Source organism: Bacillus sp. FSL M8-0025 (assembly GCF_037975475.1).
Taxonomy (GTDB): Bacteria; Bacillota; Bacilli; order Bacillales; family Bacillaceae; genus Bacillus; species Bacillus subtilis.
The window spans coordinates 422,287-448,738 of the sequence record NZ_CP150258.1 but is presented as its reverse complement, the minus strand read 5'-3'; the positions used below and the strand labels follow the sequence as shown (position 1 = coordinate 448,738).

The window sequence follows — 26,452 nt, the reverse complement described above, 5'->3', positions numbered from 1 at the left end:
CCCCCGTTATCGTAAGCGCTTTCTATTATACTAGATTGCGAGATAGTAAAAAAAGCCCGTGACATTGTGTCACGGGTGGTCGGTTATTGATTAAGTTTCTTTAAAATGATGGCGTGCAACGGTTCATGGGACTGAATGCCGCACACCTCTTGAAGTACGCCGCTGTATCCTTTTTCTTCGATCAGCGCTTGCAGTTCAACCGCTTCAGGGTCACCGGTGAAATCGAAGCGCAGTGCTGCGGCAATTCCTTCAGCCAGTGCATTCGGTTCTTTTATTTTCTTTGCCGGGCCTACAAGTCTATCATTTTCTCCCAGTTTTCTGAGAGGTGACCTCGCTACGCGGGTCACATCGTCCGAAATGAAAGGATTTTCAAAGCGACCGATGATTTTTTTGATATATTGTTCGTGTTCAGTTTGCTTAAAGCCATACGATTTGACGAGATAGTCACCAGTTTCAAGCAGCGCCGAATGAACAACACGGCGGATTTCCGGATGATCAATTGCTTCTTTGACCGTTTTGAGTCCGCGCTGATAGCCGACATACGCTGTGACCGCGTGTCCGGTATTGACCGTAAACAGCTTCCGTTCGATGTACGGCGTTAAATCATCAACAAACAGTGCGCCGTTTATGACTGGTGTTTTCCCTTTAAAGCCTGATTCATCAATGACCCATTCGAAAAATGGTTCAACCGATACTTTCAGCGGGTCTTCATGATGCTGAATCGGGACGATCCGGTCAACGGCAGAATTCGGAAAACCTACCGTTTCACTGACGGATTTCTGCTCTGCTTCCGTTAAATGGCTGTATATTTCTTTCTTTAAGAAGCTGCTTCCGCCAATCATATTTTCGCAGGCAATGATATTCAGTGTGTTTGCAGTGTTTCTTCGTCTTAAACCTTCTGCGATAGACGGAGCAATCAGCTTCAGCACGTTCGGGCCGACAGCTGTTGTGATGAGCGCCGCCTCATTCATCAGCCGGTACAGCTCCTCGGTCTGACTGCCGCTGTTAATAGCGCTCACCGGGCCAATGATCTCCGATGAACGTCCCTCTTCCGCCAGTTCCACTGTGTATTCTTTTTTTTCGTTGAGGAGGCTGACCATCGTGTCGTTTACATCCGCAAACACCACATCATAGCCGGAGTGGTGAAGCAGCGCGCCGATAAACCCTCTCCCGATATTTCCCGCACCGAAATGTAAGGCGATCATGTCAGTTCACCTCGTTGAAAATGGCGATCAAATCTTCTTCGCTTTTAGCGGAGATCAGGCGTTCAATGTTTTCTTCTTCTGAACAGATAATGGCGATGTTAGACAAAATGTCTAAATGCTCATTATTTTTACCCGCAATGCCGAATACCACTTTTGCCGTGTTGCCTTCTCCGTACTCAACGCCCTCTGGAATTTGTATGATTGAAATTCCAGAGTGAAGCACCTCGCTTTTCGCTTCTTCTGTGCCGTGTGGAATGGCAATGAAATTCCCCATAAACGTAGAAGACGTTTCTTCACGTTCAAACATTTTGCTAATGTAACCCTCTGTCACGTAGCCGTTGTCAATCAGCGTCTGGCCTGCCAATTTGATGGCCTCTTCTTTTGATGATACCGTTTGATTGAGTTTAATATTTTCCTTTGCGAGTACTTGCATGAGTATCACTCTCTTTCTATAAGATTACTTTTTCAGCTTTTCAATCAGCTCGTCGTATTTCGGGCTGTTTAAGAAGTTATCCACTGATATGTGCGTCGCGTTCGGCAGCTTTGCTTTCGCGCGGTCTGTTAAATCTTTGTGGGTGATGACAATATCCGCATCGCTTGGCAGATTATTAATGGCCGTGTTGGTCACACTGATGTCAAGCTCCGCTTTTTTCACTTTGTTTCTTAAGATGGATGCCCCCATGGCACTTGATCCCATTCCCGCATCACACGCAAAGATAATTTTGTTCACGCTTTCAGGAGACAGCTCAGACGCTTCTTCTGCTTTGGCTTGTTCCGCCTCTAAAGCAGCTGCTGCTTGGCTTTTCTTCCCCTTCATGGACTGCATTTTTTCTGTTGCGGCAGCCAGGTCTTCTTCACTTGCTTTTGAGGATTTCAGGATCACTGCTGAAACGATGAACGATACAGCTGCAGCGACCAATACGCCCGCCAATACGCCGAAATAGCCTCCTCTTGGCGTCATTGCCATCAATGCAATAATGCTTCCCGGTGACGCTGCCGCGACAAGTCCGGCATTAAAGATCGTAAACGTTAAGAGTCCGCTTGCTCCGCCGGCAATGGCTGCGAGAATCAGGGCCGGTTTCATCAGAATGTACGGGAAGTAAATCTCGTGAATCCCTCCGAAGAAATGGATGATCGCCGCACCGGGAGCCGTTGATTTTGAAGATCCTTTGCCAAAGAACATGTACGCCAGCAAAATGCCGAGCCCCGGTCCAGGGTTTGCTTCTACTAAAAACAGAATTGATTTTCCTGTTTGGGATGCTTGCTCGATTCCGATCGGGCTTAAGATTCCGTGGTTAATGGCGTTGTTGAGGAACAACACTTTCGCCGGTTCTACAAAAACACTGGCTACCGGCAGTAAATTAGCGTGTACAATGACTTCCACACCAGCCGCCAGCAATTTATTTAGCGTCAGGACAACCGGGCCGATGGCGTAAAACGCGAGAATCGTTAAAGCCGCGCCGACAATCCCTGCCGTAAAGTTGTTGATCAGCATTTCAAAGCCTTGTTTGACTTTATCCTTGAATAATTTATCAGTCTGTTTAATGAGGTATCCGCCAAGCGGACCCATAATCATTGCGCCTAAAAACATTGGAATATCCGATCCGACAATCACCCCAATTGCCGCTGTCGCTCCGACAACTCCGCCGCGGTGGTCGTAGATCATTTTTCCGCCTGTATACGCTATCAAAAGCGGCAATAAATACGTAATCATCGGGCTGACCAGCGTGTTCAACTGTTCATTCGGAAACCATCCTGCCGGAATAAACAGCGCGGTAATGATACCCCACGCGATGAACGCGCCGATATTCGGCATGATCATTCCGCTCAAATAACTCCCAAAGCGCTGCACTTTCACTTTCATGCCGCCTTGCTGCTGTTCTTGCTGCTGCATATATAAACCCTCCCTGTTTTGTTTGTCGCTGTAAGGTGCAAAAATATGTTCAGAGAATGATGCTTCCCTTTGACTCTATGTTAAAACGCTTACAGTCCCTATACAATTGAAAGTAAAGAGGACTTTGGCACATGACTGTGACAATTTTTTAAAAATAAAAAGGCTCCTGGTTTCAGGAGCCTTTTCTCTTTCCTCTATAAATAATGTTGCCGTTTTGAATCACGTACTTAGCGATCATTCGCTCACTCACAATAAAGACGGGATAGGCGCACACAAGCGCAAAAACAGCCATTGGCACGTGCTGTACGGCCGGCAGCATTGAACCTGCCGCATTGCGGAGGAGCAGCAAAAGATAAATGAGCAGCACAATAGCCGCTAATGATACCAGCATAATCGGAGCTGATACTTTATATTCATAAAGCCGTTCCCGGCAATGTCCGCAGCGAAATTGACAAGGCACATTTGATGATCTGACCATGTCGCCTGTCAAAGGTTTGCCGCAGTTCGGGCATGGTGTTTCTTTCATAGGGTATTCCTCACTTTCTATTCCATATGTCTATTATACCAGAGTCCCTTCTGTTTCGTTTTGTTGCTGTTCAACACATTTTCACATTTTTTATCATCAGCTTACTTGTCTCTGTCTCTAAAATCCTCTACGCTTAAATAGATCTTAATGAAGAGGGTGTATGAATGCTTCCGATTAATAGACAGCAACACATACTGAAGTGGCTGAAAGAAGAAGGCGCGCTCAGAATTTCTGACATCAGCGCAAGGTTTGGCGTTTCGGAAATGACGGTATACAGAGATGTCAATCAGCTGGTTCAGTCAAATCAGGTCATTAAAACGGCCGGCGGCATCACGCTCCCCGCCCGAACACCTCAAACGGATCATATGTGCAGCTATTGCTTGAAGCCCGTCAATCAAGCTCATTCGGTTCAGCTGATTACGGTAAACCAAGACATTGAACAGCTATGCTGCGCACATTGTGCGTTTTTGCGTTACGCGGATAAAACGGAAGAGGTTTCACACTTGATTTGCAGAGATTTTCTGTTACAGACAACCGTCAGTGCCGGTTCGGCTTATTTCGTCGTAAATGCTGAATTAAACCTGCATTGCTGCCAGCCGCAGGCCATTCCGTTTGCGACACTTGACCATGCCGAACGATTTCAAAAAGGATTCGGCGGAGCCGTCCGCACTTTCGACCAAGCGCTGGAAGACATGCTTCGAGACCGAAAGAAACGCTGCACCTGCACCAAGAAATAACACAACACATACAGCGGAAGGTGGTGTCTGAGTGATGAAGCGAAACAGATGGTGGATCATCCTTCTGCTTTTTCTTGTTTTCCTGCCGAAAACAAGCTTTGCTCACGCCTATATTGTCAAATCTTCACCTGGGGAAAACAGCGAATTAAAAAGCGCCCCTGCACAGGTGGAAATCGAATTTAATGAACCGGTTGAAGAAGGGTTTCATTACATTAAAGTCTATAATTCAAACGGCGACCGTGTGGATACGGACAAGACTGAAATCAAAAAAGATAATCATCACATCATGACAGTGAAGCTGAAGAAGAATCTGCCTAAAGATGTGTACAGAGCGGAATGGAATGCCGTATCCGCGGATGGACATCCTGTTTCCGGCGTCATTCCGTTCAGTATCGGGAAAGCGGATGGCGGATTCAGCAGCCAAAAAGCAGCCGACTCAGCTCTGAATCCGGGAACAGCAGCAGATCGCGCGATTCTGTATACAGCCTTATCTCTGTTTATCGGAACGGTTTTCTTCCATCTTTTCTGGTATAAAGGGAAATCAGACCAGCTCGTCAAACGGACGAGACGTATCCTGACCGGCTCGATCGCAGCATTGGGGCTGGCGCTTTTGCTTCAGCTTCCGATTCAGACAAAAGCGAACGCAGGCGGCGGCTGGGGCAGCGCATTCCAGCCGGGCTACATCAGAGAAACACTGTTTGAGACAGCAGGCGGCTCCATTTGGATCATACAGGCCGCGCTGTTCGTGCTGCTCGCACTGTCTGTAATTCCTGCGATACGGAAAAACCGCTTTTCATCCTTTGGCTATTGGATAGCGCCGCTCATTTTCTTTTTCGGTCTCCTGCTTGCCAAGGCGTTTACCGGGCATGCTGCTGTCGTTGAAGAAAAAACGGTCGGCATTTTGATGGATTTCCTTCATTTAACTTCCGCTTCCATCTGGGTCGGCGGAATAGCGGCACTCGTTTTGCTGCTCTCAAAAGAATGGAGGCAGCCTGACAAAACGCTCGCGTGGGAGACGGTCAGACGGTTCTCCCCATGGGCGCTCACTGCAGTCGGCGTCATTTTGTTTTCAGGCTTGCTCAATGGATTTTTCATCATTCGTTCAATGGATTCACTGTTCCATACAGCGTACGGCCAAGCTCTTTTAGTGAAAAGCGGGCTGTTTGTTTTCATGCTGGTCTTAGGCGCAATTCATTTTCTGCTTACTAGAAAGCAGCGCCGCACAGGAATCAGCCGAACGTTGAAAGCGGAGTGGGCAATCGGCATCGCTGTATTGATCACAGCGGCCGTGTTTACAAGCCTGCCAAGCCCGCCTGAGCCAGCGCCGGAACCGTTCTACCAAACCAAAGCGATAGAGAACGGACAAAGCGTTTCTCTCAGCATCAGCCCAAACCAGCCCGGAAAAAATGTTTTTGAGCTGCGTGTCACCGACCATAACGGAGATCCCGTGAAAAACATCCAGCAAATCACGTTAACCGTTTATAAAACAGGCCTGTCAGGCAGCGAAAACAAAAGCACCTTTACATTAAAAGAAAAAACAAAAGGCGTCTTCCAAGATCAAAACCTGTCGATTAATGAAAAAGGAAACTGGAAGATCAAAGTCCACGGCCTGACCGGCGACTTTAACGAAATCAATATCATGTTTACAAAGACCAATTAAGGAGTGTTTACGTTGTTGAAAAAAATCGCATTGACACTATGTCCGGCTATTGTCGGCTCCCTCTTATTCTTTACGGCCCCTGCCAGCGCGCATGTTTCTGTAAAACCGGCTGAGTCTGCTGCAGGCTCTTGGGAAACGTATACAATGAAGGTTCCTTCTGAGAAAAATCTGCCGACAACGAAGGTTGTCCTCAAAATGCCGAAGGATGTTGAATTCCAGCAATATGAGCCAATTCCGGGCTGGAAGGTTTCCACTCAAAAACATGATGACAAATCAGTATCCGTGACATGGGAGGCGACTGACGGAGGCATTCAGGAAGGCCAGTTCCAGCAGTTTACCTTTGTTGCCAAAAACCCTGACAAAGCGGAGGAAGCTGCTTGGGACGCATACCAATATTACAAAGACGGCAGCATTGTTGAGTGGACAGGTGACGAGGATGCCGATACACCTCATTCCATTACAAACATCACGTCTGCAAAGCAAGTGACAGATGAGCACGGCGCCACGAAAACAGAAGACGATTCCGAAAACTCAGGTTCTTCAGCTCTAGACATTACAGCGATGGTGCTGTCTGCGGCTGCCATTATTTTATCTGTAGCAGCACTTGTAAAGAAAAAGCGTGCCTAATAAAGAAAGCGATCCAGATGTCATGTCTGGGTCGCTTTTTATGTTTAACCGCGGCCTGCCTGGAATGAAGGATATTGTGTCATACCGCCGTCCGCGAATAACGTGATGCCTGTGACGTAGCTGGCTTCCTTCGAAGCAAGCCAGGCTGCTACTGCGGCGATCTCCTCCGGTTCGCCGATATATCCCATTGGAATCATGCTTTCTACATCAGCTTTCTGTTTAGGGTCAGCGAATTTTTCAGCATTGATTGGCGTGTTGATCGCACCTGGCCCAATATTATTGACGCGAATGCCCTTCGGCGCGTATTCCAACGCTAATGTTTCTGTCATCAGCTTTATCCCGCCTTTACTTGCCGCATAGTGGACAAATAACGGCCAAGGAATCACTTCGTGCACACTGGACATGTTAATGACATTTCCCTTGATATCGTTTTCTACGAAATATTTAATCGCTTCACGGCTTCCTAAAAAGGCACCCGTTAAGTTCGTGCCGATGACTTTATCCCAATCCTTGAGCGGCATTTCGTGAGATGGCACAGGATTTTCAAGACCGGCATTATTAATCATAATATCGAGTGTGCCGAACTCCTTAATTGCCGTTTGCACGATATTTTTTACATCTTCCTCTTTCGTGACATCTCCTTGGACGACAACAGCTTCACCGCCCGCCTTGATGACCTCTTCTTTTACCTCGTTCGGATCTTGTTTATTACTATAATAGTTGATAACCACTTTTGCCTGCTCCTTGCCGAAGCGAATGGCCATCGCCTTTCCGAGCCCTGAAGCAGCTCCTGTAATAGCGACGACTTTTCCTTTTAAATCCGGATACATATACATCCTCCTCCATTTGTTATGAATTTGTTTTGGCGATTCCTAAGAATACGGCGGCGGCAATAATCAGGATAATCCCGATCGCAATTGCTATTAGCTGGCGTTTCGTTTTCTTTTCACGCAGGATGAAAATACCGCCGAGCGTAGAAATGACAATTCCCATTTGTGAAAGGGAAAAGCTCGTTGCAACGCCGACTCGCGGCTGAGAAATAAACAAAAACATATTTCCGCCTGCCCAGATTAACCCTGGGAGAATATTTCTGATCGCATACTTGTTAAAGGGTTTGTGTCTATAGGTTAAAACTAACCCCCCGACCACCATGCCAATTGCCTGTGGCAGCAGCGCGGACCAGCCGGACACATTGAATAATCTAGCCACGACTACATAAACCAAATAACCAAGAGTCGAAACAAGGAGAATCAAAATGCCCTTTTTCAAATTGCTTGGCTCGCCCTCTTTTTTATCATTCTTATCTTCCAAGGACGTGAGAATGATTCCCACAATGATAAAGATCAAAGCGAGAACGCCAAGCGTAATCGCAATCGGTGTTGACCATTCGCGGAACACGATCACACCGAACAGCGAGGTGGAAACGAGCTGCATTCCTGTGGAAATCGGCATTGTTTTCGACACGCCCATCAATTGAATGCTTTTCAGCTGGTTGGCCTGTCCAAGTGACCAAAATAAGCCGGATACGATTCCAACAATAAAAATGCGAAGGGACAGAACGGGCTGAACAAAAAAGTAAATAACGATAGAAACAATGAGTGCCCCGATCGTCGTTCCCAGTGTCTGGCTGTACGGCCCGCCGCCTAATTTCACATTGAAGAGAACAATGCTCCCCCAAAACAAAGCCGGGAGAAGAGCCAATAATAAATCCATTGTTGGGGAACCTTCTTTCAAAATGTATTTGCTGTTATTTTGGCTGGAATTGTTGTGATTATTCGCCGGAACAGAAAAAGAGCTGCCGGAAAATCCGGCAGCTCTCAGGAGCGTGCATTCTTTTATAAACCGATGGACAAATATTTTGTTTCAAGGTACGGCTCGATACCTTCTGAACCGCCTTCACGGCCAATGCCGCTTTCTTTCATTCCGCCGAATGGCGCTTGAACCGCTGACGGTCCGCCGTCATTCCAGCCGATAATGCCATACTCTAGATTCTCGGAAATATAGATGCCGCGGCGGTAGTTTTCTGTGAAGAAGTAAGCAGCCAAGCCATACGGTGTATCGTTGGCAAGCTGAATCGCTTCATCAATATCAGAAAACGTGACGATCGGGGCGACCGGGCCGAATGTTTCCTCATGCATGATGTTCATGGACGTATCGACATCGGTGAGCACTGTCGGATTCACAAAGTAGCACCCTTTGTCATCGTTTCGGTCATATGTGCCCCCAGCAATCACTTTCGCGCCTTTTTCAACCGCATCATCAATTTGGCTGACGATTTTTTCGAAGCCACGTTTGTTAATGATCGGGCCGACATTGACGCCTTCCTCAAGTCCATTTCCGACTTTCAGCTTAGACACTTGCTCGCTCAGTTTCGCAGCAAATTCATCTTTAATGGATTCATGAACGATCAGGCGGTTGGCACATACGCAGGTTTGGCCGGCGTTTCGGTATTTGGACGCCATCGCCTGTTCAACGGCAAGGTCAATGTCCGCATCTTCATCTACGATCAGCGGGGCGTGTCCGCCGAGTTCCATTGAGACGTGCTTCACGGTGTCCGCGCTGTTTTTCATAAGGATTTTCCCTACAGGTGTTGAGCCTGTGAAGGTGATTTTGCGGATTTTCGGACTGCTTGTGAACACATTTCCGATTTCTTCTCCATCGCCGATTACAACCTGAAGAACATCCTTCGGAATGCCCGCTTCATATGCGAGGCGCGCCAGTTCATAAGCAGACAGCGGTGTGTCCGGCGCCGGCTTGATGATAAATGTACAGCCAGCGGCAAGAGCAGGCGCCGCTTTGCGCGTAATCATCGCATTCGGGAAATTCCAGGGCGTGATAGCAGCAACGGGGCCGACCGGCTGGCGTGTGACAACAATTCGTTTACCCGTTGTCGGGGCCGGGACCGTTCTTCCGTACACACGCTTCGCTTCCTCTGCGAACCATTCGATATAGCCTGCGCCGTAAAGTACCTCGCCAACTGCTTCTTGGTATGGTTTTCCGTTTTCCTTTGTAATTAAATCTGCAAGTTCTTCTTTATGTTCAACAATCAGCTCATACCATTTTTTCAAAAGAGACGCTCTTTCGTTCGCTGATGTTTTAGACCACGTTTTAAACGCTTGATGTGAACGTTCAATGGCTTCTTCTACTTCTTTGGCTGATTGCTGAGGAATCGTTTTGATCTCCTCGCCCGTAGCCGGGTTGTAGACCGTTAATTGATCTGGCATATTGAACATTCCTTTCTTTTCATGATTACTTAAAATGATAGCAGACCCAGCCGTTTTCTTTCCAATGATTAAGCTCGCAGGCCCGCCTCCAAGATGCTGAGCCCTTCATTTAATAGGCTGTCTGAGATGACGAGCGGTGTCAAAAAGCGGATGATATTACCGTTAATTCCCGCTGTCAGCAAAAGTAATCCGTTTTGATTCGCATAGGCCGCGATCGCTGCTGCTTTTGCCTTATCAGGCTCACGCGTGTCAGGATCCTTGACGATTTCGATTGCGGCCATCGCCCCGAGTCTGCGGATGTCACCGATGAACGGGAATTCTTGTTTCCACTCATACGCCTTGTCTTCAATGATTTTGCCAATTTCTTCAGATCGCTCATTCAGTCCTTCTTCTTCAATAATATCCAAGACTGCCAAAGCCGCCGCGCAGCCGAGCGGGCTGCCGGCATACGTGCCGCCCAGCTCCCCTGGCGCTGCCGCATCAAGCATTTCCGCACGCCCAATCACACCGCTTAATGGCAGGCCTGCCGCAAGCGATTTAGAAACCGTGATCAGATCGGGCACTACATCAAAGTGCTCAATTGCGAAATAAGTGCCAGTTCTGGCAAAGCCGGTTTGGATTTCATCAGCAACAAAAACAATGCCGTGTTCTTTGCAGAATGAAGCGACGTGCTGTACGAACCGTTTCGAAGGAATAATAAATCCGCCTTCTCCCTGCACTGGCTCCATCACGACACACGCCACCGTTTCAGGCGCCACTGAAGCGATAAAGAAATCATTGAACGCTTGAATGACCATATCGTCATAGCTTTCATCACTCATGCCGGCCGGCTTCTGATAATAATAAGGGAACGGCGCTTGATAAACCTCTGGCGCAAAAGGCCCGAAACCGAATTTATAAGGTTTTACCTTGCTTGTCATGCTCATCGTCATATTCGTGCGCCCGTGAAACCCGCGCGTAAACGAGACAACGCCTTGGCGCTTTGTATACTTTCTGGCGATTTTCACAGCGTTTTCGACCGCTTCTGCCCCTGAGTTAAGAAAAATCGCTTTTTTCTCATGGCTGCCCGGTGCAATGCCGCACAGTTTTTCGGCTAACTCGATATAAGACGGGTACATCATGACATTAAAACCAGGATGAATCAGCTCCTCCGCCTGCCGCTTCACAGCCTCAACCACCTTCGGATGCGAGTGTCCGACATTTAACGTGCCGATGGCGCCTGCAAAATCAATAAATCTCCGGCCATCCAGATCGTACAGCTCGGCCCCTTCTCCTTTGACCGCCAGACTGCGGTTGCCGTTGCTCACACCTTTTGACACAAATTGATCCCGTTTTTGCTGCCATTGTGCAGTTGTGATGCTTACTGTTGTTTGACTCATGTGAATATCCCCCTGTCGGTATTTTCTTATCATTCTGACTTCTCTTTGGTATGATGAAAAGTACCAATTATAACTTTTTGATGGTATCAGAAGGAGAAACTACAAAATGGATATCACAATTACACTCGATCGTTCAGAGCAAGCCGATTATATCTATCAGCAAATTTATCAAAAGCTGAAAAAAGAAATCCTCAGCCGCAATCTGCTGCCGCACTCGAAGGTTCCCTCCAAGCGGGAGCTGGCTGAAAATCTCAAGGTCAGCGTAAATTCAGTGAATTCAGCCTATCAGCAGCTACTGGCTGAAGGGTATTTGTACGCCATTGAACGAAAGGGTTTCTTCGTGGAGGAACTAGACATGTTTTCCGCCGAGGAGCACCCTCCATTTGCACTGCCGGATGATCTAAAAGAGATTCACATCGACCAGAACAATTGGATATCGTTTTCACACATGAGTTCCGATACAGACCATTTTCCGATCAAAAGCTGGTTCCGCTGCGAGCAAAAAGCGGCCTCCCGCTCATACCGCACGCTCGGCGATATGTCACATCCGCAAGGGATATATGAAGTGAGAGCGGCCATTACCAGGCTCATTTCCCTGACGAGGGGTGTAAAATGCAGGCCAGAACAAATGATCATAGGGGCAGGCACACAGGTGCTCATGCAGCTGTTGACTGAGCTTTTACCCAAGGAAGCCGTGTATGCGATGGAGGAGCCAGGCTACAGGCGCATGTATCAGCTTTTGAAGAATGCCGGAAAACAAGTCAAGACGATCATGCTGGATGAAAAAGGCATGTCGATTGCTGAAATCACCAGACAGCAGCCAGATGTGCTGGTGACCACCCCGTCGCATCAGTTTCCGTCCGGAACGATTATGCCTGTATCCAGAAGAATTCAGCTGCTGAACTGGGCAGCCGAGGAGCCGCGCCGATATATCATTGAGGACGATTATGATAGTGAATTCACATATGATGTAGACAGTATTCCGGCGCTGCAAAGCCTCGACCGTTTTCAAAATGTCATCTATATGGGAACCTTTTCAAAGTCCCTTCTCCCCGGCTTGCGGATCAGCTATATGGTGTTGCCGCCTGAGCTGTTGAGGGCATACAAACAGCGGGGCTATGATCTGCAGACTTGCTCATCACTCACACAGCTCACCCTGCAGGAATTTATCGAGTCTGGTGAATATCAGAAGCATATAAAAAAAATGAAGCAGCATTATAAAGAAAAGAGAGAACGCCTGATCACCGCTTTAGAAGCAGAGTTCAGCGGAGAGGTTACCGTAAAAGGGGCAAATGCGGGGCTGCATTTTGTTACCGAATTTGATACCAGGCGCACCGAACAAGACATCCTGTCACATGCTGCCGGGCTGCAGCTTGAAATATTCGGAATGAGCCGATTTAACTTGAAGGAAAACAAGCGGCAAACGGGCAGGCCAGCTCTCATTATTGGTTTTGCACGGCTGAAGGAAGAAGATATTCAGGAGGGTGTGCAGCGGCTTTTCAAAGCGGTTTACGGACATAAAAAAATCCCCGTTACAGGGGATTGATTCACCAGCGGTCCTGGTCTACATTCAGCACGGCTTCAAGCAGGCCCGGAAATGCCTTTTCAAGGTCTTCAGCGCGAAGCGAATAATACCGGCGCTTTCCTTCTATCCGAACTTGAGCGATGCCCGATTCTCTCAAAACTTTAAAATGATGCGACAAAGTCGATTTGGCAACCTGCACATCTGCACAGGTGCTGCACGTTTTTTCTTTTGCTTCAGCTAATTGCTTGACGAGCTCTAAACGAAGCGGATCACTAAGTGCATGAAGAACCTTTGTCAGCTGCAATGTTTCTGTTTCTGGATGGTTTGGAATGTTCATGACACAAATGTATCACACAACAATTAGAATGACAATTTTACTATATAAGGGTTTTTCCTTTACCTCATTTAGAATACATGTTACATTTAGTTCGATGAAATTCGAACAATAAATTCGCATAACAACGGAGGAGATTTAAATGATCGTATTACAAGCTTACATCAAAGTAAAACCAGAAAAACGCGAGGAATTTTTGAGCGAGGCTCAATCACTTGTTCAGCATTCAAGAGCTGAGGAAGGCAACGCGCAATACGACCTATTCGAAAAAGTAGGCGAAGAAAATACATTTGTCATGCTTGAAAAATGGAAAGATGAAGCGGCAATGAAATTCCATAACGAAACTGCGCATTTCCAAGGGTTTGTCGCAAAAGGAAAAGAACTGCTGAGCGCCCCTCTTGATGTTGTCCGCACAGAGCTTAGCGAGTAAAGAAAGGGTGTTCCATATGAATGAAGTGATTAAATCTTTAAAAGACCACCGCTCGATTCGCAGCTACACAGATGAGCCTGTAGCTCAGGAGCAATTGGACCAAATCATTGAAGCGGTGCAATCAGCCCCTTCTTCTATCAACGGACAGCAAGTGACTGTGATCACAGTCCAGGATAAAGAGCGCAAAAAGAAAATCTCCGAGCTGGCAGGCGGCCAGCCATGGATCGATCAAGCTCCTGTTTTCCTGCTGTTCTGCGCAGATTTCAATCGGGCCAAAATTGCGCTTGAAGATCTGCATGATTTCAAAATGGAAATCACAAATGGATTGGAATCTGTTCTTGTCGGCGCAGTAGACGCTGGTATTGCCCTCGGCACAGCAACAGCAGCGGCTGAGTCACTCGGACTTGGCACAGTTCCGATCGGTGCGGTTCGCGGAAACCCTCAAGAGCTGATCGAACTGCTTGAGCTTCCAAAATACGTGTTCCCTTTATCCGGCCTTGTCATTGGGCATCCTGCCGACCGTTCAGCGAAAAAACCGCGCTTGCCGCAGGAAGCTGTCAATCATCAGGAAACTTATTTGAATCAGGATGAGCTGACGTCTCACATTCAGGCATACGACGAACAGATGTCTGAATACATGAATAAACGGACAAACGGAAAAGAAACAAGAAACTGGTCACAGAGCATCGCTTCCTACTATGAGCGCCTGTACTATCCGCACATCCGTGAAATGCTTGAAAAACAAGGATTTAAAGTTGAAAAATAAGCTCTTATTCGGCCTGTCGGATTTTCCGGCAGGCCTTTCATTTACCCGGTTAAAATCCATTGACTTCTATTTTGTTTATTTGGTAAAATTTTTTCATAGTTACTCATTGGTTTTCTGTGAACCAATGGGTTTTCTAATGTTCAAGAAAGAAGGAAGCCATGAGATGCTTGATAAAAAAACAGATATCTTGTTAGCCGCGCGAAAGCTTTTTTCGGAAAAGGATTTTACGTCGGTTTCCATGCAGGCGATCGCAGAAGAATGTAAGATGTCAAAAGCTTCGATATATAAGCTGTTTCAATCTAAAGAAGATCTGCTTTTGGAGCTGCTGTCATTTAACCAGAAGCAAATGGTGGCCGCGGCCTCAAGACTTCAGGAAAATACAGCACTTACACCGGAGGAGCGTTTGACGCAAAAGGTCAAAATGGAACTGGAGGGCTTCAGGCGGAATCAGCAGTTTTTCAATATGCTGACCTACGGAAACCCCAAGCTGCACAATGACCGGGTCAAACAGCATATCCATCAGACCAGATCGACGATTATCTGCTGGCACCGCGATTCGCTGATCCAGGCGTATGGAGAAACCATTCTCCCGTTTGTGTGGGATTTGGTTATCATTCTTCACGGCATGATGCGTGAGTTTTTAATGCTGATCAAAATCGAGGAAAAACCGCTTGAGCTTGACCCGATCGCAGAGTTTATCATCAGCACCCTCAATCAGATTATCAAAAACAGGGAAACCCGCCAGTCTCTTCTTCCGCCCGAAGCCATCGAGCTTTATATTCATTCAGCATCCTCCTACAAGCCAAAGGATAAATCAGTCCTATTATCGGAAAGCCTGAAGGAATTACATAAAGGCATCTCTTCCCTGTCCGCCGCGGACTATGACGTAGATGAACTGACATCCGCAGCCGCTATGCTGGAGGAAGAAGCGAAGAAGGAAGAACCCCGCGCTTTTTTACTCAAATCACTGATTGGCTATCTGGAACAAACCGGTGTTTTAACACAGCCCGTTTCCATGTTAAAAACACTGTTAATTACTTAGAGAAAAGAAGGGATATGTATTGAACACAAGTATTGAACAAAAACCTTTTAACCGTTCTGTCATTGTCGGCATTTTGTTAGCCGGAGCGTTTGTGGCGATTTTGAACCAGACATTGTTGATTACCGCACTTCCCCATATCATGAGGGATTTCAATGTCGATGCCAACCAAGCACAATGGCTGACCACATCATTTATGTTAACCAACGGGATTTTAATTCCGATTACCGCGTTTTTAATTGAGAAATTCACAAGCCGGGCGCTGCTCATCACAGCAATGAGCATTTTCACTGCCGGAACAGTCGTCGGAGCGTTCGCGCCGAACTTCCCGGTTCTGCTGACAGCGCGTATCATTCAAGCGGCCGGAGCCGGCATTATGATGCCGCTCATGCAGACTGTATTCCTGACAATCTTTCCGATTGAAAAGCGCGGCCAGGCTATGGGTATGGTCGGATTGGTCATCTCATTCGCGCCTGCGATCGGACCGACTCTTTCCGGATGGGCTGTCGAAGCTTTCTCTTGGAGATCATTGTTTTATATTATTCTTCCGTTTGCTGTGATTGATTTGATTCTTGCCAGCATCCTGATGAAAAACGTGACGACTTTAAGAAAAACACAGATTGATATTTTATCAGTCATCCTTTCAACATTTGGGTTCGGCGGGCTTCTGTACGGCTTCTCAAGCGTCGGCTCTTATGGCTGGTCCAGTTCAACCGTCTTGATTTCACTGCTGGTGGGTGTCATCGCGCTGCTCTTGTTTATCACAAGACAAATGAAGCTTGAAAAACCGATGCTGGAATTCCGCGTCTTCACATTTGGCGTTTTCAGCTTAACAACACTGCTGGGAACCCTCGTCTTTGCATTATTGATCGGTACGGAAACCATCCTGCCGCTTTATACACAAAACGTCAGAGACGTCACAGCTTTTGATACAGGGCTTATGCTTCTGCCGGGAGCTGTTGTGATGGGCTTCATGTCACCGATTATCGGAAGAATTTTTGACCGTGTCGGCGGAAGAGGGCTGGCGATTGCAGGTTTCTGCATCATCTTCCTGACATCTCTGCCGTTTATGCAGCTGACTGACCATACGTCACTCGCTTGGATTGTCGTTTTATACACCGTTCGTCTCTTAGGCACCGCCATGATCATGATGCCGGTGACAACAGCCGGAATCAACGCGCTGCCGCGCCACTTGATTCCGCACGGAACTGCGATGAACAACACGATTCGCCAAGTCGGCGGCTCGATCGGAACCGCACTATTGGTTTCCGTGATGAGCAACCAGGCGGCACATGCAGGCACGACAAATGTGAAGCACGCCGCCCTGCACGGCATGAACGCCGCTTTTATTGTGGCTGCCGTCATTGCACTTGTCGGCTTCCTTCTCTCATTCACATTAAAGAAACCTCAGCGCCCTGCCGAACAGCAGCCGGCACGCTGATTAACAAAAAAAGAGCCCCGCTACTTAGCGGGGGCTCTTTTTGGTTTTACTTTTCTAAACCGTCTTTCACTTCTTTGATCATTTGTGCCATAGACTCAAGACCGCCTCCTGATAAGTACCAAGTAGCAGAATCAAGGTAGACGACATGATCATTTTTCACTGCGTTTACATTTTTCACATAATCATTTTCAACGACTTGTTTAGTAGATGATGTTTCATCGATCGCTGTACCGCGGTCAATGACAAACAGGTAATCCGGGTTTGTTTTTGAAATGTACTCGTAAGAAACGCTTTGTCCGTGAGTAGACGCTTTGATGTTTTTATCAGCCGGTGTCACGCCGAACACGTCATGGATCAGGCCGTATCTTGATTTAGGACCGAATGCGCTGATCTTCCCGTCGTTCGCCATGATGACGAGACCGTTTTTGTTAAGCTTTTCAGCCGTTTTCTTTACATCTGCGATTGAATGATCGATTTTTGAGAGTTCATCCTTCACTTCATCTTCTTTATCGAAGATCTTACCGATTGTTTCTGCGTCAGACTTAAATGATTCCATATACTTCGCTGTGTCTACGCCAAGGTAAATTGTCGGCGCAATTTTAGAGAATTCTTTGTAAGACTCAGATTGTCTTCCTGAGATAATGATCAAGTCAGGGTCTAAATCTGCCACTTTCTCGAAGTCTGGCTCTTTTAAGCTTCCGACGTCAGCATATTTGTCATCCTTGAATTTGGACAGATATTTAGGAAGGGCTTGTTTCGGCAATCCCGCTACTTTATCATCAAGTCCAAGTTTATCTAATGTATCTAAGCTTCCAAAGTCAAATACTACAACTTTTTTAGGGCTCTTCGGTACTTTTGTTCCGTTTTTGTCCAGCTGGTGTTTCACCGTGATTTGTTCTTCCTTAGAATCAGAACCTTTGCTGCTTGTGCTTTGGTTTCCGCATGCAGAAATCACAACTGCCGTCACCAAAGCGATGAATAGTAATGCGAACTTTTTCATGCTCCTCACCTCTTCTATATATTAAGAAAAATAAACACCTATTCTTTGATTATCAATCGTCTGAATCGGGATGGTCATATCGTAGATTTCCTCAAGCACTGATGTTTCTATCATTTCTTCAGGTGGTCCTTCTTTAACGATTCGGCCGTTTTTCAAAGCGACGATATAGTCAGAATAGACTGAAGCAAAATTGATATCGTGAATGACGATCACGATCGTTTTTCCAAGCTCCTCTACCAGCCGTTTCAGCAGTTTCATAATTTCAACTGAGTGTTTCATATCCAGATTGTTCAGCGGTTCATCCAGAAAGATATAATCTGTGTCCTGGGCAATGACCATGGCGATAAATGCCCTTTGGCACTGTCCGCCGCTCAGCTGATCCAAGTATTTGTCTTGAATGTCTTCCAGCTTCATATAGCTAAGCGCCTGGTTGATATGAACCCAGTCTTCCTCTGTCAGCCGGCCCTGTGAGTACGGAAACCTGCCAAAACTGACGAGGTCTTTGATCGTGAGCCTGATATTGATTTGGTTCGCCTGCTTCAAAATGCTCATTTTCTTGGCAAGCTCTTTGCTGTCACATGCTCCAATCTCTTGTCCGTCTATGTAAATCTCGCCGGAATCCTTTTTGATCAGGCGGCTCATGATAGACAGCAGCGTACTTTTGCCGGCGCCGTTAGGACCGATAAACGAGGTGATTTTGCCCTTTTGAATCGTGACTGACGTCTCTTCAAGAACAACTTTCCCGCCATATTGTTTGCTTACATTTCTGACCTCTACCATGATTTATTCTCCTTTAACAGCAAGTAGATAAAATAAATCCCGCCGGCAAAATTAATAATGACGCTCAGCGTCGTTGAGAAGGTAAACACTTTCTCAACCACAAACTGCCCTCCGACCAGCGCAATGATGCTGATGAAAACGGAGCCTGCGATTAAGTATGAATGCTTATATGTTTTCAGGAATTCTCTCGCCAGGTTGACGACCAGAAGGCCTAAAAACATAATCGGCCCAACTAGCGCTGTTGAAACAGAAACCAAAATCGCAACCACGATCAGCATCTGCTTCACCACTTCGTCGTAGTCAATGCCCAAATTCACGGCGTGCTCGCGTCCGAGCGACAGCACATCGAAAAATTTTGTAAAACGCCAGACATAAACGCCTGTCAGCAGGAAGATGATGAACGCGAGCCATAACAAATCCGTATTGATATTGTTAAAGCTGGCAAACATCTTGTCCTGCACAACTTGGAACTCGTTCGGATCAATCAGCATCTGCATAAAAGAAGACAGGCTGCTGAACAGCGTGCCAAACACGATTCCGATAAGCAGAAGGAAAAAGATATTTCTCCCCTCACCCTTGAACATGATCTGATACAAAACAAGAGAAAACAGGATCATCAGCAGAACAGAGATGATAAAGTTGATGTTTTTATTCATGATGACCATATTCGCAGAACCGAACAAAAAGATAATGCCAGTCTGAATCAGCATGTAGAGAGAATCAAGGCCCAAAATGCTCGGCGTCAGGATGCGGTTGTTCGTAATCGTTTGAAAGATCATGGTCGAAAACGCAATCGCTCCCCCCGTCAGTACAATGGCAGCGACTTTTTTGATTCGTCTCGGCAGGGTGTAATCCCAATTGCCTAAGTCATAAAACAAAAACAAGCCTATACATACAATGGCTAAAACAACGAGCAAAGCTATTTTCATCTGGTTACGCATAGGCTTTTCTCCTTAACAGCATAAACAGGAAAATGCCGCTGCCGATGATTCCGACCATCAGGCCAATCGAGATTTCATAAGGGAAGATAATGATTCTGCCCAGTATATCGCAAAACAGCACAAAAACCGCTCCCAATAGTGCAGTATGCGGCAGGCTGCTCTTCAGATTGTCTCCTCTGTAAATCGATACAATATTCGGGATGATTAAACCGAGAAACGGCAGCATACCGACAGTCAAAATGACAAGAGACGTGATCAGGGACACGATAATGAGCCCGATGTTCACAACCCGTTTGTACTTCAGGCCGAGGTTGACAGAAAAGCTTTCACCCATACCGGCCAATGTCAATTTATCCGCATACACATAGGCAATGATGACGAGCGGAATACTCAGATAAAGAAGCTCGTATCTTCCTTTCACGACTAAAGAGAAGTCTCCCTGCAGCCATGATGACACATTCTGGATCAAGTCATATTTATATGCGATAAATGTCGCGATTGAACTGACGATATTCCCGAGCATTAGACCGACAAGCGGAATAAAGATGGTGTCGTTAAACTTGATTCTTTCAAGGATTTTCATAAACAGAAAATTTCCTGCAAGGGCAAAGACAAACGCGACCAGCATTTTGATTAAAGGACTGGCGGATGTAAACAGCAGCAAGGAAATTAAAATGCCGAGCCTCGCCCAATCCATCGTGCCCGCCGTCGTCGGTGACACGAATTTATTTCTGCTGATCTGCTGCATAATCAAACCGCAGATGCTCATGCTTAATCCCGCGATGACAATGCTGATCAATCGCGGCAAACGGCTTGCAAACAGCGTTGACGCCTCTTGTTTGCTTAAATCGAAGAGATCAAGCGGCGACAGATCTTCTACGCCGATAAATACAGATGTGACTGCTAATATGATAAGTAGAATAAATAAGTAACGTAGCTTCATGCTGCCTCCTTACATCCTTACAGCAAAAAGAACGTATCTCCTACTCCGCAAGGACTCAAAACAATATGGCCATATAGTAATTGATTATCATTATCATTTACATATTACCATTTTTTTAGGGTTAGTCAATATTCTTTAAAAATATTAACCTAGTCATTTATCCATTTTACTAATCATTCTAACCATTTTCCATCTCAAAACGTTAGGCTGTTTACCATATTTATCTTTATAACGCAGGCATACGGTCAGCAAACCTGACACCATTCCTCGTGAAAAATACAAATGTTCTCTCCAGAAAGAAATTCCCCCTTGATTTACAGTACTGAAAGAGAGATAATAAATACTAAATTTGTGTGAAAATTTTAAACATTAGGAGATGTAAACATGAAGGTCGTTAAATTCGGAGGCAGCTCACTTGCTTCAGGCGCCCAGCTTGACAAGGTGTTTCACATCGTTACCTCAGACCCGGCACGGAAAGCTGTAGTCGTTTCAGCTCCGGGAAAACGCTATGCCGAGGATACGAAAGTGACTGATCTCTTAATCGCATGTGCAGAACAATATTTGGCAACAGGCAGCGCACCTGAACTGGCGGAAGCTGTTGTGGAACGGTACGCTCTCATCGCCAGTGAGCTTCAGCTGGGGCAAAGCATTATCGAAAAAATCAGAGATGATCTGTTTACGCTTTTAGAAGGAGATAAAAGCAATCCCGAGCAATACCTTGACGCAGTCAAGGCCAGCGGAGAGGATAACAATGCCAAGCTGATCGCCGCTTACTTCCGCTATAAAGGCGTCAAAGCGGAATATGTAAACCCGAAGGATGCCGGCCTCTTTGTGACAAATGAACCCGGCAACGCGCAAGTTCTTCCTGAATCCTATCAAAACCTCTATCGTCTTCGGGAACGTGACGGACTCATCATTTTTCCCGGTTTTTTCGGATTCAGCAAGGATGGCGATGTGATCACATTCTCACGGAGCGGTTCTGATATTACCGGTTCGATTCTTGCCAACGGACTACAAGCCGATTTGTACGAAAACTTTACAGACGTAGACGCTGTGTATTCTGTCAATCCGTCCTTCGTTGAGAATCCAAAGGAAATCAGCGAGCTGACATACAGAGAGATGCGGGAGCTGTCCTACGCGGGTTTTTCGGTGTTTCATGATGAAGCGCTCATTCCGGCATTCAGAGCGGGGATTCCTGTTCAGATCAAAAATACGAACAACCCCTCATCCGAAGGCACCCGCGTCGTCAGCAAGCGGGATAACACAAACGGCCCTGTCGTCGGCATTGCCAGCGACACCGGTTTTTGCAGCATTTATATCAGCAAGTATCTCATGAACAGAGAAATCGGTTTTGGCCGCAGAGCCCTTCAAATTCTGGAGGAGCATGGTTTGACGTATGAACATGTTCCATCGGGAATTGATGACATGACGATCATTTTACGGCAGGGGCAAATGGATGCCGCCACTGAACGCAGCGTCATCAAACGGATCGAAGAGGATTTGCATGCCGATGAAGTCATCGTCGAGCATCATCTCGCCCTGATTATGGTTGTAGGGGAAGCGATGCGCCACAATGTCGGTACAACGGCAAGAGCCGCCAAAGCATTATCAGAGGCACAGGTGAATATCGAAATGATCAATCAGGGATCTTCTGAAGTGAGCATGATGTTTGGCGTAAAAGAAGCCGAAGAAAGAAAAGCCGTTCAAGCGTTATACCAGGAATTTTTCGCGGGCGTGCTAATCTCTTAATCGTACATAAATAGCGGGCGGCAGCGCCCGCTATTTTTTATATCACCTTCATATAGCCGAATTGTTCATTTTTTCTCTTGTCCACTATTATCCCTGCCAAATGGATCGGTTCAGCATATCTTATAGTATCCTTCATAGGGAGGTGAAACCTTATGTCAGGATACTCTAACGGCGGCGGTTACGGCGGCATCAGTTCTTTCGCTTTAATCGTTGTATTGTTTATTCTTTTAATTATCGTAGGGACTGCGTTTGTTGGCGGCTTCTAAGCTGCTGACCGTCTCTGCGGGACCCTGTCCGCCACAGTTTTGCAGTATATGCTGAAGCAATCTCGCAAGGAGGTGCACAAAATGTCAGGTTACGGAACTTCTTTCGCTTTGATTGTTGTGTTATTTATCCTCTTGATCATTGTGGGAACTGCATTTGTAGGAGGCTACTAAATAAACGTAATCTCCATGAAGGCGGCACCGCAAGACTATGTCTTGCGGTGTTTTTGAAAAGAAAAACCCCTTCTCGCAAATGAGAAGGGGCTTGTTCTTACGTCATTCCTCTTTCTGTCACATGAAAGTCGAGTGCTTCCGCATTAGCAGAAACGCCAGCCGCTGTAAAAATCGCGGCTGCGGCCAAACAAATAACAAACAACTTAGATTTCAATTTCATACAAACCTTCACTCCTTTGTATTTGTTTTCTTGCCTCTTCAACTTGTAGAAAGTAGGAAGCAGACAGTTTAAACCATTTCTGTTCATAGTAATATTTTGCTACTTCTAGGGCTAAATCCTCTATATCAGCGTACATATTTTTATTTTTTAAGTATTGGAAACATCGTTCGATTCCTTCTTCATTGGGCTGATCCTGATATAGGGATTGCAAAAACTCGAATTTTACGGCATAGTCTGCATCGTCTGTTTCTTTAGCATATTCATAGCCCCGCTTGTGATATTCCGAAGCTTTATCATGTTTTCCCTGTTTATAATAAATCAGGGTGATTAAAAAATAGGCTTGCGGGAGAGAATTGACGATCCTGCTGCTTTCAAATGTGGAGACCGCTTTTTCAAAGTAATCAATGGCAGGGTCTAGAAGGTCTTGATTGTAATAGCATAACCCGAGATTGTAGTATGCTCTTCCGACCAGCTGGGCTTTTTGTTCCGCTTGGGCCATGTTGAGCGCCAATTTGAAATGGCGTGCGGCTTGTTCGAAATTTCTTTCATCCATCAGGTTGACCCCGAACACGAAATGGCACTGAATGATTCTCACATTATAGGTTTCCTGCTCCACGTAAATTTCATAGGCGTTTTTTATATTAATCAATGAAAAATACGTTTGCTTCATATAATAATAAGCTTCCGCGATTTTAAAATAAAATTCAGCCCGTTCAATATGGTCTGCGACAAAGGAGAGCTTTTTCTCCGCCTGTTTATAGTATGTAATGGCAGAAATAAATTCCCGCTTATCAAATTCATACATCCCGCGAAAAAAATTCACGTAATAGTCGAGCAGCCCTTTGAGATCTGCCTGGTTGCTGTCAATGTTTCTTGATAATTCAGACAGGCTTGGCTGGTCTTCGATATTTAATTTCTCTAACGGCTCAAGATAATCCAGCATAAGCTGGTGCCGGAATTCCATTAGTGAATAATAAAGCAGCAAGTTGGAATCATGCTGCATGTGTTTCAGTTCCTGCTGGATTTCAGCTTTTAACACTTCGGCATCCGGCACGCTGAATGTCCGGATATATCTGTACCACTCGTTAATTTTTTGACCGACCGCTGAAGAAGGAATTACCCCGCTCTTCATTCCTTCACCCTCTCCCATCAAAAACTGTTTATGTCATATTTTATCATGTTTATAGATCGTCCCAACCCGAAAAACACGCAATCTTTGTTTTCGGGAGCACGCAATAAACCGAAGCGGTGTGCAAAAAAGGCGGCTGCATCAGTTGATGCGCCGCCCTGTATGCTATTGCTGTTTTGCCGTTAAAGGAAGGCGGATGATGAACTTTGTGCCTTTCCCTTCTTCACTCTGGATTTCTACTGTGCCCTGGTGCATTTCAACGAGCTGCTTGACGATCGAGAGACCGAGTCCGTATTCACCATATGCCGTGTTCGTTCTTGAAATATCTGCTTTATAGAATCGCTCCCAAATATGCTCAATATCCTCTTTTGGAATGCCGATTCCCGTGTCTTCAATTTCAATAATCGTCTCTTTATAACCTTCCATTCCGCGCAGCCAAATGTCACCGTTTTGCGTAAATTGGATGCTGTTTTTCGTAATGTTGACGAGAATTTGAATGAACCGGTCATAATCGGCATGTACGATGACGTGATCCTCTACTTGGATCATCAGCTTGTTTTGTTTTTCTTCCGCCTGCTGCTGCAAGTGCTCTTTCACGATTTCAAACACCTCGATCAGAGGAACGTCTAGCTTGTTCAATGTAATTTGCTGGGATCTGATTTTTTCATAATCCAGATTTTCTTTTACGAGCCGCAGCATGCGCTTCGTTTCCTCACTGATCAGCGAGAAGCATTTATCCTTTTTATCCTCAGGAATCGTATGACTGTTCAACCCTTCAACCAAACCGTTGATCGTCGTCAGCGGTGTTTTTAATTCATGTGACACATCAGCGATAAACTGCCTTCTCCGCTTCTCAAGGCGATCGATTTCATCCCTTGACTGCTTTAGTTTTTTCGCCATGATATTAAAGTCAGACGCCAGTATGCCGATTTCGTCCCCGTAGCTGTTTTCCAAATGGATGTCATAATCGCCGGAAGCCACTTTATCTGTCGCTTCTCTCAGCTTTTGAATCCGCTTGACATGGAATTTGGACAGAAGCCAACTCACGAGAATCGTAATCACAAGCGTGCTGATCACAGCGTAAAACATATAGAGGTTGACCTGATTGACCATCTGTTCAACACCGCTGATCGGAGAAATCAGCAGAACAGCGCCTTTAAATTCGTTCTGAACAAATATAGGCTGCGCCACAAGTGACACTTCATCATCAAAACGGCCATCTGCCCTGATCATGACAGTCTGCCCTTTTTTTAGCTTATTCCATTCTGACTTCTTCAGCTGTTCCCTTGGTGGGTGATGAAAGCCTTCAGGAAGAAAATAGGGCTGCTGCTCTTCATTAAAGATGATAAACTGCGTCTTTCTTGTGCTTAAAATGTCCTGATAAGGATAGAGCCTGCGCATGTCCACCTGGCCGGCTTGGAATTCATTTGCAATCTGCACCGCATATGATGTCAATTCCTCTACTTTGTTTTGATAGGCAAATTCCTTCACAAAGTGGGAAAACAGAGAAATGATAATGACAAATGCTAAAATCAAAATGCTGATGTGGCTTAGCAGCAGCTGATATAAATATTTAATCTTCATCAAATTTATACCCTACTCCCCACACAGTATACAGGAAAGGCTTGTCCTCGCTGGCAAGCTTTTTCCGCAGCCGTTTGATATGAACGTCAACCGTTCGCTCATCTCCGTAAAATTGATAGCCCCATACCTGCTCAAGCAGCTGTTCTCTGGAGAACACCTGCCGCGGATTTTGGACAAGGTAATAAAGCAGATCGAATTCCTTCGGCGTGAGATTTTCTACAGGCTCTCCGTTTAATAATACTTCTCTCGTCTTCTTATTGATGGTAAAGCATTCCGTTTCGATCATATCTTCATCAATAACCGCTTTGCCTGTCGCCTTGTATCTTCTGATGACGGCTTTGATGCGGGCAACCAATGTCAGCGGACTGAACGGCTTTGTGACATAATCGTCCGCCCCCATCTCAAAGCCGATGACCTGATCTGATTCAGTGTCTTTGGCAGTCAGCATGATAATCGGCACCGTGCTTGTCTCTCTTATTTTTCTGCAGATGGTCACGCCGTCCATAGATGGAAGCATGATATCCAAAATGATCAGATCCCAATTTTCTTCCGTAAAACGCTGGTACCCTTCTAACCCGTCATGAACGAATTCCGCTTCAAAACCTTCTTTAAAAAAGAACATCTCCGTCATCGTACATACACTAACATTATCTTCTATCATTAATATTTTCATTATATCCTCCGGTTGTTTTGATGCTTTTTTATATAATAGCACCATTTTAAACAGAAGGTTTTGCGTTTCACAATTGTTAGTTTTTATTTCATCAACTAGAAATAGATTGTTCATATTTTTTTCATACCTTTGGACTACAATTAATTTATCAGCAAGGGGACGCGCCCCAGAGGCGGTCTTATCCATAAAAAAACCTATACGGAGGAACA

Annotated in this window: 28 protein-coding genes; 11 read left to right on the top strand and 17 right to left on the bottom strand. The window is 45.9% G+C overall.

Annotated elements, in window-relative coordinates:
• Nucleotides 1-83: 83 nt before the first annotated feature.
• From MKX38_RS02275 to MKX38_RS02260, 4 genes are all read right to left on the bottom strand, one after another.
• Nucleotides 84-1,205 (bottom strand): mannitol-1-phosphate 5-dehydrogenase, encoded by a 1,122-nt coding sequence (locus MKX38_RS02275; RefSeq protein WP_029946494.1) that lies wholly within the window; start codon nucleotides 1,203-1,205, stop codon nucleotides 84-86.
• A 1-nt stretch (nucleotide 1,206) separates the two neighbouring features.
• Nucleotides 1,207-1,638, bottom strand: a complete 432-nt coding sequence (locus MKX38_RS02270) for a PTS sugar transporter subunit IIA (RefSeq protein WP_339188488.1) — start codon at nucleotides 1,636-1,638, stop codon at nucleotides 1,207-1,209.
• 24 nt (nucleotides 1,639-1,662) lie between these two features.
• Nucleotides 1,663-3,099: a PTS mannitol transporter subunit IICB gene (locus MKX38_RS02265; protein WP_010886406.1), complete on the bottom strand. Its 1,437-nt coding sequence runs from the start codon at nucleotides 3,097-3,099 to the stop codon at nucleotides 1,663-1,665.
• Nucleotides 3,100-3,271: 172 nt separating this feature from the next.
• Nucleotides 3,272-3,625 carry a hypothetical protein gene (locus tag MKX38_RS02260; RefSeq protein ID WP_003234445.1) on the bottom strand — a complete coding sequence of 118 codons (354 nt, stop codon included), beginning with the start codon at nucleotides 3,623-3,625 and terminating at the stop codon, nucleotides 3,272-3,274.
• A gap of 164 nt (nucleotides 3,626-3,789) precedes the next feature.
• On the opposite strand from MKX38_RS02260, the gene ycnK reads away from it, so the two are divergent.
• From ycnK to MKX38_RS02245, 3 genes are read left to right on the top strand one after another with little or no spacing between them, the layout of a single operon-like run.
• Nucleotides 3,790-4,362 (top strand): copper uptake transcriptional regulator YcnK, encoded by a 573-nt coding sequence (gene ycnK / locus MKX38_RS02255; RefSeq protein WP_042977160.1) that lies wholly within the window; start codon nucleotides 3,790-3,792, stop codon nucleotides 4,360-4,362.
• 34 nt (nucleotides 4,363-4,396) lie between these two features.
• Entirely contained in the window at nucleotides 4,397-6,022 is a 1,626-nt protein-coding gene (gene ycnJ / locus MKX38_RS02250; RefSeq protein ID WP_042977436.1) for a copper transporter YcnJ, read from the top strand.
• A gap of 12 nt (nucleotides 6,023-6,034) precedes the next feature.
• On the top strand, nucleotides 6,035-6,649 hold the full coding sequence (locus MKX38_RS02245) for a DUF1775 domain-containing protein (RefSeq protein ID WP_003246657.1): 615 nt from the start codon (nucleotides 6,035-6,037) through the stop codon (nucleotides 6,647-6,649).
• 44 nt (nucleotides 6,650-6,693) lie between these two features.
• On the opposite strand, the gene gdh is transcribed toward MKX38_RS02245, so the two are convergent.
• The 4 genes from gdh to gabT form a co-directional block, all read right to left on the bottom strand.
• Nucleotides 6,694-7,479 (bottom strand): glucose 1-dehydrogenase, encoded by a 786-nt coding sequence (gene gdh / locus MKX38_RS02240; protein ID WP_003246720.1) that lies wholly within the window; start codon nucleotides 7,477-7,479, stop codon nucleotides 6,694-6,696.
• Between the two features lie 19 nt (nucleotides 7,480-7,498).
• Complete coding sequence (gene glcU / locus MKX38_RS02235; RefSeq protein WP_003234455.1) at nucleotides 7,499-8,362, bottom strand: glucose uptake protein GlcU; 864 nt, start codon at nucleotides 8,360-8,362, stop codon at nucleotides 7,499-7,501.
• A gap of 122 nt (nucleotides 8,363-8,484) precedes the next feature.
• Nucleotides 8,485-9,873, bottom strand: coding sequence for a succinate-semialdehyde dehydrogenase (gene gabD / locus MKX38_RS02230; protein ID WP_021481750.1), 1,389 nt, complete (start codon nucleotides 9,871-9,873; stop codon nucleotides 8,485-8,487).
• A gap of 68 nt (nucleotides 9,874-9,941) precedes the next feature.
• Nucleotides 9,942-11,252, bottom strand: a complete 1,311-nt coding sequence (gene gabT / locus MKX38_RS02225; protein ID WP_283934059.1) for a 4-aminobutyrate--2-oxoglutarate transaminase — start codon at nucleotides 11,250-11,252, stop codon at nucleotides 9,942-9,944.
• 106 nt (nucleotides 11,253-11,358) lie between these two features.
• On the opposite strand from gabT, the gene gabR reads away from it, so the two are divergent.
• Nucleotides 11,359-12,798 carry a transcriptional regulator GabR gene (gene gabR / locus MKX38_RS02220; RefSeq protein WP_163131647.1) on the top strand — a complete coding sequence of 480 codons (1,440 nt, stop codon included), beginning with the start codon at nucleotides 11,359-11,361 and terminating at the stop codon, nucleotides 12,796-12,798.
• Between the two features lies 1 nt (nucleotide 12,799).
• On the opposite strand, the gene MKX38_RS02215 is transcribed toward gabR, so the two are convergent.
• Nucleotides 12,800-13,114, bottom strand: coding sequence for a metalloregulator ArsR/SmtB family transcription factor (locus tag MKX38_RS02215; RefSeq protein WP_003234476.1), 315 nt, complete (start codon nucleotides 13,112-13,114; stop codon nucleotides 12,800-12,802).
• 139 nt (nucleotides 13,115-13,253) lie between these two features.
• On the opposite strand from MKX38_RS02215, the gene MKX38_RS02210 reads away from it, so the two are divergent.
• The 4 genes from MKX38_RS02210 to MKX38_RS02195 all read left to right on the top strand — a co-directional run bounded on the left by MKX38_RS02210 (nucleotide 13,254) and on the right by MKX38_RS02195 (nucleotide 16,787).
• Nucleotides 13,254-13,541, top strand: a complete 288-nt coding sequence (locus MKX38_RS02210; RefSeq protein WP_003234477.1) for a putative quinol monooxygenase — start codon at nucleotides 13,254-13,256, stop codon at nucleotides 13,539-13,541.
• A 16-nt stretch (nucleotides 13,542-13,557) separates the two neighbouring features.
• On the top strand, nucleotides 13,558-14,307 hold the full coding sequence (nfsA, locus tag MKX38_RS02205; RefSeq protein ID WP_014475811.1) for an oxygen-insensitive NADPH nitroreductase: 750 nt from the start codon (nucleotides 13,558-13,560) through the stop codon (nucleotides 14,305-14,307).
• A 163-nt stretch (nucleotides 14,308-14,470) separates the two neighbouring features.
• On the top strand, nucleotides 14,471-15,349 hold the full coding sequence (locus MKX38_RS02200) for a TetR/AcrR family transcriptional regulator (protein ID WP_003246592.1): 879 nt from the start codon (nucleotides 14,471-14,473) through the stop codon (nucleotides 15,347-15,349).
• A gap of 19 nt (nucleotides 15,350-15,368) precedes the next feature.
• The gene (locus tag MKX38_RS02195) at nucleotides 15,369-16,787 is read left to right on the top strand and encodes an MDR family MFS transporter (protein ID WP_014478836.1); all 1,419 of its coding nucleotides are present in this window, start codon (nucleotides 15,369-15,371) and stop codon (nucleotides 16,785-16,787) included.
• Nucleotides 16,788-16,833: 46 nt separating this feature from the next.
• Here the strand turns inward: MKX38_RS02195 and yclQ are convergent, their stop codons facing one another.
• The 4 genes from yclQ to yclN are packed head-to-tail and all read right to left on the bottom strand — an operon-like array spanning nucleotide 16,834 to nucleotide 20,451.
• The gene (yclQ, locus tag MKX38_RS02190) at nucleotides 16,834-17,787 is read right to left on the bottom strand and encodes a petrobactin ABC transporter substrate-binding protein YclQ (RefSeq protein WP_339188484.1); all 954 of its coding nucleotides are present in this window, start codon (nucleotides 17,785-17,787) and stop codon (nucleotides 16,834-16,836) included.
• A 21-nt stretch (nucleotides 17,788-17,808) separates the two neighbouring features.
• Entirely contained in the window at nucleotides 17,809-18,567 is a 759-nt protein-coding gene (gene yclP / locus MKX38_RS02185; RefSeq protein ID WP_003234487.1) for a petrobactin ABC transporter ATP-binding protein YclP, read from the bottom strand.
• Nucleotides 18,561-19,508 carry a petrobactin ABC transporter permease YclO gene (yclO, locus tag MKX38_RS02180; RefSeq protein WP_338382220.1) on the bottom strand — a complete coding sequence of 316 codons (948 nt, stop codon included), beginning with the start codon at nucleotides 19,506-19,508 and terminating at the stop codon, nucleotides 18,561-18,563. Before yclO ends, yclP begins: the two co-directional genes overlap by 7 nt.
• Nucleotides 19,501-20,451, bottom strand: coding sequence for a petrobactin ABC transporter permease YclN (gene yclN / locus MKX38_RS02175; protein ID WP_262120201.1), 951 nt, complete (start codon nucleotides 20,449-20,451; stop codon nucleotides 19,501-19,503). The genes yclO and yclN overlap by 8 nt, the downstream gene beginning before the upstream one ends.
• A 384-nt stretch (nucleotides 20,452-20,835) precedes the next feature.
• On the opposite strand from yclN, the gene MKX38_RS02170 reads away from it, so the two are divergent.
• From MKX38_RS02170 to MKX38_RS02160, 3 genes are all read left to right on the top strand, one after another.
• Nucleotides 20,836-22,200 carry an aspartate kinase gene (locus MKX38_RS02170; protein ID WP_041340152.1) on the top strand — a complete coding sequence of 455 codons (1,365 nt, stop codon included), beginning with the start codon at nucleotides 20,836-20,838 and terminating at the stop codon, nucleotides 22,198-22,200.
• Between the two features lie 152 nt (nucleotides 22,201-22,352).
• Complete coding sequence (locus tag MKX38_RS02165; RefSeq protein ID WP_003234495.1) at nucleotides 22,353-22,466, top strand: YjcZ family sporulation protein; 114 nt, start codon at nucleotides 22,353-22,355, stop codon at nucleotides 22,464-22,466.
• A gap of 81 nt (nucleotides 22,467-22,547) precedes the next feature.
• Entirely contained in the window at nucleotides 22,548-22,637 is a 90-nt protein-coding gene (locus MKX38_RS02160) for a YjcZ family sporulation protein (protein ID WP_015482794.1), read from the top strand.
• 97 nt (nucleotides 22,638-22,734) lie between these two features.
• Here the strand turns inward: MKX38_RS02160 and phrC are convergent, their stop codons facing one another.
• The 4 genes from phrC to yclJ all read right to left on the bottom strand — a co-directional run bounded on the left by phrC (nucleotide 22,735) and on the right by yclJ (nucleotide 26,243).
• Nucleotides 22,735-22,857, bottom strand: coding sequence for a phosphatase RapC inhibitor PhrC (phrC, locus tag MKX38_RS02155; RefSeq protein ID WP_003224994.1), 123 nt, complete (start codon nucleotides 22,855-22,857; stop codon nucleotides 22,735-22,737).
• Nucleotides 22,841-23,989, bottom strand: coding sequence for a response regulator aspartate phosphatase RapC (gene rapC, locus MKX38_RS02150; protein WP_014475800.1), 1,149 nt, complete (start codon nucleotides 23,987-23,989; stop codon nucleotides 22,841-22,843). The genes phrC and rapC overlap by 17 nt, the downstream gene beginning before the upstream one ends.
• Before the next feature lie 162 nt (nucleotides 23,990-24,151).
• Nucleotides 24,152-25,573: a two-component system sensor histidine kinase YclK gene (yclK, locus tag MKX38_RS02145; RefSeq protein ID WP_163190361.1), complete on the bottom strand. Its 1,422-nt coding sequence runs from the start codon at nucleotides 25,571-25,573 to the stop codon at nucleotides 24,152-24,154.
• Nucleotides 25,560-26,243 carry a two-component system response regulator YclJ gene (yclJ, locus tag MKX38_RS02140; protein ID WP_003246532.1) on the bottom strand — a complete coding sequence of 228 codons (684 nt, stop codon included), beginning with the start codon at nucleotides 26,241-26,243 and terminating at the stop codon, nucleotides 25,560-25,562. Before yclJ ends, yclK begins: the two co-directional genes overlap by 14 nt.
• Between the last annotated feature and the right edge of the window lie 209 nt (nucleotides 26,244-26,452).